The sequence below is a fragment of the Staphylococcus sp. HMSC034C12 genome (genome assembly GCF_001835895.1).
In the GTDB taxonomy this organism is placed as follows: domain Bacteria; phylum Bacillota; class Bacilli; order Staphylococcales; family Staphylococcaceae; genus Staphylococcus; species Staphylococcus hominis.
Genome location: NZ_KV826358.1, coordinates 153,993 through 165,275, shown reverse-complemented (window position 1 = coordinate 165,275; position 11,283 = coordinate 153,993). Strand labels below are relative to the sequence as shown.

Annotated in this window: 11 protein-coding genes; 1 reads left to right on the top strand and 10 read right to left on the bottom strand. The window is 30.1% G+C overall.

Going from position 1 to position 11,283, the window contains the following annotated elements; translation table 11 throughout:
- Positions 1-372: 372 nt before the first annotated feature.
- The 6 genes from HMPREF2629_RS10310 to HMPREF2629_RS10285 form a co-directional block, all read right to left on the bottom strand.
- Positions 373-1,437 carry an Mrp/NBP35 family ATP-binding protein gene (locus HMPREF2629_RS10310; protein ID WP_048762029.1) on the bottom strand — a complete coding sequence of 355 codons (1,065 nt, stop codon included), beginning with the start codon at positions 1,435-1,437 and terminating at the stop codon, positions 373-375.
- 91 nt (positions 1,438-1,528) lie between these two features.
- Positions 1,529-1,996, bottom strand: coding sequence for a SepA family multidrug efflux transporter (locus HMPREF2629_RS10305; RefSeq protein ID WP_019835208.1), 468 nt, complete (start codon positions 1,994-1,996; stop codon positions 1,529-1,531).
- Between the two features lie 74 nt (positions 1,997-2,070).
- Positions 2,071-3,411 (bottom strand): multidrug efflux MFS transporter SdrM, encoded by a 1,341-nt coding sequence (sdrM, locus tag HMPREF2629_RS10300; protein WP_054105704.1) that lies wholly within the window; start codon positions 3,409-3,411, stop codon positions 2,071-2,073.
- A 187-nt stretch (positions 3,412-3,598) separates the two neighbouring features.
- On the bottom strand, positions 3,599-4,282 hold the full coding sequence (locus HMPREF2629_RS10295) for a PAQR family membrane homeostasis protein TrhA (RefSeq protein ID WP_019835206.1): 684 nt from the start codon (positions 4,280-4,282) through the stop codon (positions 3,599-3,601).
- Positions 4,283-4,298: 16 nt separating this feature from the next.
- Positions 4,299-5,486 carry a UTP--glucose-1-phosphate uridylyltransferase gene (locus tag HMPREF2629_RS10290; RefSeq protein WP_019835205.1) on the bottom strand — a complete coding sequence of 396 codons (1,188 nt, stop codon included), beginning with the start codon at positions 5,484-5,486 and terminating at the stop codon, positions 4,299-4,301.
- 105 nt (positions 5,487-5,591) lie between these two features.
- On the bottom strand, positions 5,592-6,110 hold the full coding sequence (locus HMPREF2629_RS10285; protein ID WP_017175369.1) for a metal-dependent hydrolase: 519 nt from the start codon (positions 6,108-6,110) through the stop codon (positions 5,592-5,594).
- A 176-nt stretch (positions 6,111-6,286) separates the two neighbouring features.
- On the opposite strand from HMPREF2629_RS10285, the gene HMPREF2629_RS10280 reads away from it, so the two are divergent.
- Positions 6,287-6,601 (top strand): heme oxygenase, encoded by a 315-nt coding sequence (locus HMPREF2629_RS10280; protein WP_019835203.1) that lies wholly within the window; start codon positions 6,287-6,289, stop codon positions 6,599-6,601.
- Between the two features lie 57 nt (positions 6,602-6,658).
- Here HMPREF2629_RS10280 and HMPREF2629_RS10275 read toward each other — a convergent pair whose 3' ends face one another.
- From HMPREF2629_RS10275 to HMPREF2629_RS10260, 4 genes are all read right to left on the bottom strand, one after another.
- A complete protein-coding gene (locus HMPREF2629_RS10275) occupies positions 6,659-7,975 on the bottom strand; it encodes a YjiH family protein (protein WP_017175370.1) in 1,317 nt (438 codons plus the stop codon).
- Positions 7,976-8,260: 285 nt separating this feature from the next.
- Entirely contained in the window at positions 8,261-9,226 is a 966-nt protein-coding gene (locus tag HMPREF2629_RS10270; protein WP_017175371.1) for a FecCD family ABC transporter permease, read from the bottom strand.
- Complete coding sequence (locus HMPREF2629_RS10265; protein ID WP_017175372.1) at positions 9,223-10,254, bottom strand: FecCD family ABC transporter permease; 1,032 nt, start codon at positions 10,252-10,254, stop codon at positions 9,223-9,225. Before HMPREF2629_RS10265 ends, HMPREF2629_RS10270 begins: the two co-directional genes overlap by 4 nt.
- A gap of 12 nt (positions 10,255-10,266) precedes the next feature.
- Complete coding sequence (locus HMPREF2629_RS10260) at positions 10,267-11,265, bottom strand: ABC transporter substrate-binding protein (protein WP_017175373.1); 999 nt, start codon at positions 11,263-11,265, stop codon at positions 10,267-10,269.
- Between the last annotated feature and the right edge of the window lie 18 nt (positions 11,266-11,283).

Here is an 11,283-nt window from a genome sequence, read left to right as displayed (position 1 = left end):
TATTGTCATTCAGTTTTCAATGTTCATTTAAAATATAATCTATTAAATTATATCAACTTCAATTTCGAAAGTCAATAACTAATTTCGATTACTTTTAATATTTTATATCGTTTTTCAAGATTTTGCAATGGTAAATTTTACACCGAATTTACATTTTTTAAAATGTATTAACACTTCTTGAAAACGACTTTTATATCTTATCAAACAATTCATTTAGTGTCAACAAATTATTTTAATAATTTTATTTTTGTTTTAAGCAATTCTTCTAACTTGCTCACAAAAAGATATTCTATCAGAATTTTTATATTTTGCAATAGAAAAAGCGCTCGAAATGATATTTTTTTCGAGCACTTTTACACTAATATTTATTTATTATTTTATTGTTGCAGCAATTACTTTTTGCGCAATTGTTTTATAGATTTTTCCTAATCGATCTTCTTCTTGATAAATAGATGGTGAAAAGTCATTAGGATTCCAAGAAGGTTGTTCAAGAGGTAGTTCTCCTAACAATTGGGTATTGAGCTCGTCCGCAAGTTTACGTCCTCCACCTTTACCAAATACATACTCTTTTTTTCCAGTTTCTTTACTTTCGAAATAACTCATATTTTCAATAACACCTAAAATAGAATGCTCTGTATGCTTAGCCATAGCTCCAGCTCTTGCTGCTACAAATGCTGCTGTTGGATGTGGTGTGGTTACTATTATTTCTTTACTACTTGGTAACATTGAATGAACGTCAAGGGCTACATCACCTGTTCCAGGAGGTAAATCAAGTAATAAGTAATCTAATTCTCCCCATTTAACTTCAACAAAGAAATTCGTCAACATTTTTCCTAACATAGGACCACGCCAAATAACTGGTGCATTTTCTTCAACGAAAAATGCCATTGAAATCACTTTAACACCATGACGTTCTACAGGAATAATCTCTTTTCCTTGAACACCAGGCTTTTCATCTATCCCCATCATATCTGGAACACTAAAACCATAAATGTCAGCATCTATGAGACCTACTCTTTTACCCTCTCTCGCTAATGCTACTGCTAAGTTTACGGCTATAGTTGATTTCCCTACTCCACCTTTACCAGAAGCAATTGCAATAAACTCCACTGGATTATTCTGTGATAATAATCCCTCAATTGTCTTAGGTTTCTCTTTTTCTTTTCCTGTATATTTTTCCACAACTTCAGCAGGTAGTTCCTCAAAACGAATGCCCACTGTATTTGCTCCGTTTTCTTTTAAAGCTTTAACCACTGACATTTGCAAATCAAGCTGTGGTTGTCCTCCTAATTGAGCCATAGCAACTTTAACACTTACATGTTGAATTTCTTCTTTTATTTTTACTTCTACAATTCCCTTTGTTTCTTTTAAAGGCACATTAATAATTGGGTCTTTTAAGTCTCCCACTATTTTTTTTACTTGTTCTACCGTTAACAACTCATTATCCCCCTTAAGTTTCTTTATATTTACATTTTAACAAATTTACTTATAATCTGTGCTGAATTTATCAAGAATTTATAGCTTATGTTTACTTCTTATCATTCAAGTCTTCGCTATCTGGATAAAAAATCATTTTACATAAATATAGTATTCCAATAATTAATGCAATAACCCAAAATTCAATTTTAATATATACGTAATGAATATGAATAACAAAATAGAATAGAATAGTCGTAATCACATATGAAATTAAATGAAATAGTGTTCCATTAAAATATGGATTATTAGGTAATTGCTTTCTAAAGTAATCCATTAAATGCTCAATAGCGAATAGCAAAAAGTATCCAAATACTATATAGCTACCGTAATATACTAAATTGCTGAATAAATCCTTATTATATGTAAAGAATCCTAATTTTAAAAAAATAAGAATTCGACTTAATCCAAATAACCCAAATCCTAAAAATATTAAAAATATACAACCTGATAGAATAAAAATAAGAAGAATAAGAAGAGCCGGAAAGATACCATTAAATTTTTGATTAGAAAATTTCATTTCTCTCTTTCCTCCTCTTTTCATCCATACTTTATAATGCCACTTTATCATTTATATATAGTAACTTAAAATTATTATTTTATACTTTCTTTATTCTCTTTAAATAAAAATACCCACATTAAAATTAATATAAGCGCAATAATTGTGATTACAGTTAATATATTATAAAAGTTACCTCCTAATAAACCAAATTGAAGTGCATATAATGACCCCATCAATGTAGATCCTATAGATGATCCTAAATTTTTAGTTAATGCATAGAATGACATCATTTTTTTCATATATTTAGGACTTGTTTCTTCTTGAACAATAACACTGTCTTTAGTATAAACAAAGCCAAAACTCAATCCTGCAAGAATCACAGCTCCCGCAATAATAAGAGGAATATGAAGTCCAAATACTAAAATCATATTACTTAAAATTAATGATATGAAAGCTCCGATATATAGTTTTTTTCTTGAAAATTTTGATTCTACTTTAGCTAAGTTGAAGTTTAAAGCTAACCATGCAACAGAAAGTGGAAATATAACTAATCCACTTTGTAGTGGAGATAATTTTAAATGATCTTGTAAATAAACAGGTATATATAAGTTATACCCCATTAGACATATTGCTATAAGTAAATCAGTTATAAATACCAGTGAAATTGATTTATTAAATTCACTTATTGGTAAAAAAGGCATATCTGTTTTATTTTCATATTTGAATAAAACGAATAATATAACTATTGCTAGTATTAATGCAATAATATTAAAAGTAACACCTGTTTTATTTAATAAACTAAACATAAGAAGTCCGATAAAAATATAAAACAAAGATAATCCTTTTGCATCAAAGTGTATATGTTGTACTTCCGCTTCTTCTGGAAAATGAAAAGTAAGAAAAGCTAAAACAATAGCTATCAATGCTATTGGTATATTGATATAAAACAACCAATGCCATGTTGCAACTTCTAATATTCCACCACCTAATAATGGTCCAAGAATACTTGAAATTCCCCAGACACTTCCAACGATGCCCATTATTTTGTAACGAAGCGGAATTTCAAATGCTAGTTTTGGTACAATTTGAGTCAAAGACATCATAACTCCTGCGCCAAGTCCCTGGATGGCTCTTGAAATAATTAACATTATAAACGTCTCACTCATGCCTGACATAAAACTTCCAATACCAAATAATAGTATGCCGACTACAGCTATATATAGAATCTTAAATCTTGTGAGAAGTTCACCCACAATAGGATTTGCTACTACAAGTGCTATAAAATAAACGGTAAAGACTAATGGCACTGCTGTACCAGCATTCAAATCTTTACGAATGGTAGGCAATGCTAGTGAAATAATTGAACTTTCAATTGCTGCCATAAACATTGTTAAAACCAAAGTCACTACAATACCTATTGATTTTAATTTCATCTTTGCCCTCCTATATATTTAAAAAGTTCATAATATAGAATATCCTTAATTATATTCATAAACAATTTTAATGTATTATTAAAAAAAGAAAAAACAGGATAGAATTCTTTTTGAATTCATAGTCCTGTTTCTAAATAAGCACTTAATAAACTAAGTTATTCTCAATGATATAACCTTTCAACTAGGTCTACATAAAATATACGATTCCTATAAAATGAAAGAGTGATGCAATAACGATAAAAATATGCCATATCATATGAAAATATGGACGGTTTTTTTGTGCATAAAACCATGCTCCAATAGTATAAGAAAGACCACCTAATACGATAAATAAAATAAATAACCAAGATGTTCTAATAATAATCACAGGTAAAAATATAATACCAACCCATCCCATAACTAAGTAAACAATTAAGCTTAATTTGGAATTTACATGAGTTGAAATTGACTTATATAGAATACCCCATATTGTTGTTCCCCATAATAACAAAAAGACCAGCCATCCTAACCAACCTCCAACAACTGTTAGTAAGACTGGTGTATACGTTCCAGAAATTGCTACATATATCATACTGTGGTCAATAATTCTTAATATATACTTATGCGATGTATTATTTTTCATTGAATGATATACAGTAGAGGAAATAAACATCATGAAAATACTAATAACAAAGATAGAGACACTAATAGAACTTAGTGTTCCATACTCATTATAACTATGTACTGCTGCATAAGGCAGTAAAAATAAAGTCATTAGTGCAGCAACACCATGTGAGGTTGCATTACCAATTTCCTCGCCAAAAGATAGTGGAATGATGTCTTTAAATGATTCAATTACATTATCTTTTGTATGCTGAGATGATTTAGACATCGTATTCCACCATCCTTTAAATTACATTCATTCGTTTTAAATCATCAGTTGCAGTTTCTACACTGTCTTTTCCCTCTTTATTTTTCAAGGGTGAAAATTCTTCTTTTCTTGGAACTTGTAATGTAATAAAACTATTCGCATATCGGAAAATATCAAAATAAAATAGTTCAAATTTTAAAGATGTTTTTTCAATCAAACCAAAGTCATCATCCAGTTGTTTCAATTTTTTAATGGCTAAATGATATGGTAAATCATTATTTACCGCTTGATTTATAAATGATAACTTAAATGCGTGAATGCCAATATTTGCATTATCAAATGTATTCGCTACATTTTCATCAAGTTCTGAATATTCAAGTACAGTATCTTTATTATCTTTACTAACTAATCGTCCAACACTTTCACCCTTTTTAGGTTGAATAGATTTAGATGTGATATCTTTATCATTTACTACTGTAAATCCTACAAATACTGGATCAAGAACTTTTACTAACACATTGTCAATATTATTTAAGAAAATGAACTTTACGCCATCTTTCTCCATTTTATCTAAATAACCTTTATGCTCTAGCGATTTAAATATCCCACCATTACCATTAGGTGTTTCCATAATATAGCCTTTTTCATTAAAAATCAGTCTACCATTTTCACTTAGAGCCACAATGTTGTCTTGTTTAAAAAAGTGAATACGTTCTGGGTTATAACCAAAATAATCATGGTTTTCAAAGTAACGTAATGTTTCCTCATGATTAATATCACTAGTCATAATATACCAATTAATACAATGTCCTGTTTCATTTTTTAGATGCAATAGTTGTCTTGCTTGAAGTTCAAATAAGCTTACACCTTCAATTTCAAAAGAACCTTTAGGTCCCTTATAACCTAAACGTGTGCCTTGACCACCAGCCATAAGAACAACAGCAAATTCTCCATTTCTTATTGCTTCTATTCCTTTATGTTCATAATATTCACGATCTTGTTCAGTGAATGCTTCCTTAATTTTATAATCAACTTCAGAAACTGCAGTAACATCTGTAATTGTTTTACGATTAACATATAAACTTTGATAAAGTTCTTGAATAAATTCTAAATCTAATGAGTTCACTTTTTCATCTAATTGCTCTTTTTCATTACTACTCATCATTTTCTCATATTCAATTAAATGTTCTTGATTGTATTTTTCTAATTTACTTTGATCTAGCATTTATAACTCTCCTTATAGATAGTTCGTGTCATTCAAATATATTTATCATATTAATTATAAATTTGATATTAAGACAAGAAAGATGATCCATCATATTCATTGATATCATCCGGACAATGAATGGCTCACATATTTCAAAATTTCATTTATAAACTCTTGAAATATTATGTATATTGCTCCAATACTAAAAGCTGTTGATAAGGATGCATCTAAAAAACCACCAGTTTTGAAAGTAAAAGGAAACTTAATCGCTAAAGGTATTGGATAAAGTAACTTTACCCCTCTAGGTGTCAACATATCTAGTATAACATGAGAAGCCATTGCACCGATAATAGTAACTAAATAATAAGTCGGAGTTTGAATTAAAATAAGTAAAAAACCTATCATACCTAAGAATAACAATGAATGCGTAAATGTTCGATGCCCAAAGATAGTACTAACGAGCAAACTAAGAATTTTAAATTGTCTTCCAATCTTACTTCTTGTATGACAAATATCTGGAAGTAAACTTCCTGCTATTGCTAAACAAATTACTGTTACAGTAGAAAATAGATCTGTATGATAATGGTCAACTGTTATTGCTCCTACAAGCAAACCAGCAGCTACATGCGTTTTTCCTGTCATTTATCTTCTCCTTTATTAAAGATATATTAACATAAATAGTCTTAAAATACGAACATATTTTCGGTATATAGATACCTTTCTTTAAACGTTTATTTTTCTTATTTATTACATGTGTTTTATTTGATATATCTTTGAATTTGTATATTATTAAAATAAATAAGCAAGGAGGTCTGACTATGTTTGTTGTTACAAATCGTATTACTGTAAAAAAAGGATTTGCTGAAAAAATGGCACCACGTTTCACTAAAGGTGGTAAGATTGAACAACTAGACGGTTTCAGAAAAATTGAAGTATGGCAAATTGACAATACTAATGATGCTGAAGATATGTATGTTAATACATGGTGGGACAATGAAGAAAACTTCAAAGCTTGGACCCAAAGTGATGCGTTTAAAGAAGCACATAAAAATACTGGAAAATCTTCAACAGAAGATTCACCAGTAGTAACAAGTGAAATTGTAAAAGCAAACGTACTATCAACTTTAGAATAGAAAAAGAAGCAGGAAGGAATTGGAATTGCATTCATCAATCCTTACCCTGCTTCTTTTTTATAGTAATAAATGTGCCATTAAAGCAATAATTGGTAATGTGATTGCAGTTCTAATTAAAAATATCATAAATAACTTTCCGAGACTGACCGGAATTTTAGAACCTAAAATCACACCGCCCACTTCAGATAGATAAATTAATTGAGATATACTTAAAGCACCAATCACAAATCGTGTCAATTCACTGTGCACCGTCGCTATTAAGATAGAAGGTAAAAACATATCTGCAAAACCAATAAGTAAAGTTTCGGATGCTTTTGCAGCTTCAGGAATTTGAAGTAATTGTAATATAGGAATAAATGGCTTTCCTATGATTTCAAATACTGGTGTATAATTTGCTATTATCGTAGCAATAGTCCCTATACTCATAACTACTGGTAAAATAACAAACCACATATCAATCACCGTTTTAATTCCCGTTTTAAAAAATTCTTTAACTCCTGGTGCTTTTAGCCCTACAATTGTAGCTTCATCAAAACCGTGAGCTAATGCAGTTTTTCCTTCTGGAAGTTTTTCAAGTCGTGTACTTTCAGATACTTCTTTCGTAAAATCATCCGGAATTTGATTTAGTGGCCATATTCTTGGCATGATCATCGCTGCAACTAAGCAAGAAACAATTACTGTTAAATAAAATACAAAAAACTTTTGTTGTAATCCAATAGTTTGAGCAATAACAATAGCAAATGTGATCGATACAACACTAAAAGTTGTAGAAATTACTATTGATTCTCTTTTTGAATAAATACCTTTTTCATATTGACGACTTGTAATAAGCACGCCTACTGTTCCATCTCCTATAAATGAGGCTAAATTATCAACTGCTGATCGTCCTGGTAAAGTAAATAATGGTCTCATGATTGGTCTAAACAATGGTCCTAAAAATTCTAATAAACCGTATTCCATTAATAAAGGTAAAAATAAGGCAGCAAAAAGGAATACTGCTACTAATGTAGGTAATAAGTCATTAAATACTAATCCGCCCGTATCTTCTGAATAGATCACTTTACTTCCAATTTTAAAATAAGTCATCCAAGCAAATACAACTGCAAGTACTCTTAATATCATCCACACTGGGCCTACTTGAAATGCATTCGCGATAAGACCACCTGGTTTTACTTTATCCTTTAAAATTGTTGAAAATAAAATAGTCAAAATAGTCGATAACGTAATGATTGTAATAATGAGAATTGACATTGCAGGTCCTAATAAATCTTTTAACCAATTTGCCAAAAATGCCACTGGTAATGTTGTTTGTTTCTCCCCATCTTGTACAATTGGAATGGGTATTAAAAATAAAATAATACCAATGATTGACATCGATATAAATTTTATTCTTCCTTTTATTTTCTCCTGTTTGTTATAATTCTCCAATATTCACCCTTCTTTCTATTTGTATAGGTAATTGTATTTATTCATTTGTTTTGTATTTTCATCGAAATTAACGCCTATTAATTATATAAATATAACTTTATATGTATTTTTATAAACAATATGTACTTTACTATATCTTATTTTCAAATAACTTGCAATATACAAAAGTTTAAAATTTCACAAAAAATGTGAGATCGTATTCACTGTGAATACGATCTCACTCTTTAATATTTAAATTCTTCTAAGTAACAATAAAAAGTATGGAACACCAACAATGGCAATAACTACGCCTACTGGTATATCAAGTGGCGGATGAATACCTCTTGCTAATCCATCACTAAATAAAATGAGGATTGCTCCAATTAAACCAGACATCATTACGACGTGAACATGACGATATCCGACGATTTTTCGAGCTATGTGTGGCGCAATCAATCCAAGAAAACTGATTCCTCCAACTATTGAAATAGATGATCCTGCTAACATCACTGATAAAATCAACAGTATCATTTTAATACGTTTTATTCGTGTACCTAATGCTATCGCTATTGAATCTCCTAGGTTTAAGATATCGAGTTGATGACTTAAAGCAATGACGATTGGAATCGTAATAATAAACCAAGGTAAAATTGAATATACATTTTCTATCGTATGACCATAAAGACTACCTGTTAACCATATAAGCGCATTATTTGCATCCATGGGATTTCGTATTAGTAAAAATTGTACAATTGCTGTACATATAGCACCAATTGCTAAGCCAATTAATGCCAAGGTAGATCCTTTAATATTAAATTGAGATATTAAAAAAGATAAAATTAAACTGATTATTAATGCACCAACAAATGAACCCATAGGTAAAATGATTAAAGGAGCATTGGGAAAAACCATAATAATTATAATCGCTGCTAAACTTGCACCTTTAGTCATTCCAATAACATCTGGAGAAGCGAGAGGATTTTTTACTACCCCTTGTATGATGGTTCCTGAAATAGCTAAACTACTTCCTACTATTAATCCTAAAAGTGTTCTAGGTATACGATATTCATTTAGAATAAAATCATCTTGTATCAATAAACTATTTATTACTTTAACGGGATTATACATTGTTGCGCCGACGCATAAGCTAATAAATATACTTATGATTAATATCGTAACGACAAGTGCATAACGAATAGCTAATGAGTGGTGTGTCATATTCGTTTCACTCTCCTTAAAGTAATAAATAAGAAATAAAATGCGCCTATAAATGAAGTAACAATTCCAACTGGTGATTCATAGGGATATGTAATTAAACGACTCAATGTATCAGATAATAACAATAAATTTGCGCCAACTATAAATGTTAACGGAATTAAAATGAAGTAATTATGCGGTGCATAACGTTTTACTATATGTGGCACGATTAATCCTATAAATCCAATAGGTCCTACAATAGAGACAGATGTCCCAGCAAATATAATAACAAGTAATCCGATAATGATTCTTATCACTTCAGTTTTTTGACCTAAACTTTTGGCTAGTGTATCACCTAATTCCATTATTGTAAGTTGTCTTGCAAATGCAATTAGTATGATAAGTCCCATAAGAATCCAAGGACAAATTATCATTACATCTTTCCATTTCATTCCATTTAAAGAGCCAACTAACCAAAACATAACAGTAGAATTAGAATCTTCATTAAGTAAAATAATACCTTGTGTAAGACTACTAAAAAACAAATGTACTGCCATTCCTGCTAAAGCTAATTTCACTGGTGTTATTTTTTTCGTAGAACCAGATAATAAATACACAGTTAACCCACCAATAAATGCCCCAATAAACGCTAAATAGGTTGCATAGTTTCCCATCGTAGGCATTAATACTGTCACTAATACGATAATAAATGAAGCACCCGCATTTACCCCAAATATTTGCGGAGATGCTAATGGATTTCTAGTTATAGATTGCATGAGTAAACCAGCCAGAGCTAAGGCACCTCCCACAAGTATGGCAACAATCATCCTTGGCATTCTAACACTTTGAATGATAAACGTCTGCTTGTTTTCAATTGAAGTAAAAAAGTAATGATACATATCTTTAGTTTGAATATTTAAAGTTCCAGTGGCTAAATTAAGATAAACAAAAATAACAAGAAGGCAAACACTCACTGAAAAGGTGAGTGTCATACGCTTCTTGATTGATCTTTTATTAGCAGAAAGACGATTACTTTTTTGTATAGTCATTGTCAATCCATCCTATTTATTTCTATCTTTTTTTGAGATTTCTACGATTTCTTTAGCCATTTCTTCTGAAGAGATTAAACCACGTGCGCGGGCCCATGTATCACGATCAACCACATCTATTTTATGATTTTTAACTGCATCAAGTTTGTTCCAAATAGGATCTTTTTTCAATTCTTGATAAGAAGGTTCATTAGAACTTGCACCATTTGTCATAATAAACATGCGTTCTGGATTGATTTCAGATAATGTTTCTGAATTGAGTTGTAAATAAGGTCCTTGTAAATATTTACTTAATCCTTTCGTCACATCTTTATTTAATGCTTCTTTAAAACCTAATTCACCTAATAACTGTCCCACATAAGATTCACTTGGATGCGCTAGTAACCCAGACTTAGAAGCTACAGCTGGAAGTACTTTTTCATTTTTATCAAATTGAATCTCTTGTTTATATTGAGCTATTTTTTTCTTATGTTCGTCTAAACGTTTTTTACCCTGTTTCTCTTTATTAAGAGATTTAGCTATAACTTTAAACGCTCCGATATTTTCATTATAGTCGCCGTCGAAGCTTTTTAATTCTATTGTTGGAGCAATTTTACTTAATTCCTTATAAATTCCTTTATGTCGATTACTGTCAGCAATAATTAAATCAGGTTTTAATTTACTTATTTCTTCTAAATTTGGTTGTTTACGCGTACCAACAGATGTATAATTTCCAATTTTATCTCTTAACGGTTTAATTATTCTATTCTTTTTATTATCGTCTGCTATTCCTACAGGCTTAACATCCAAAGCTACTAATGCATCAACAAATGAAAATTCTAAAGCTACTACTCTCTTAGCATCTTTAGGTACTTTAGTTGTTCCTAAATCATGTTTAATCTCAATAATATCTTTAGATGACGAAATTTGATTAGATGAATTTGAACCATTGTTACTTACCTTTCCACATGCAGTTGTTAATACTAAAATCAGTAATATTGAAATAATTCCAAAAATTGTTGTTCTTTTCATGATGACACTCCTTAATAT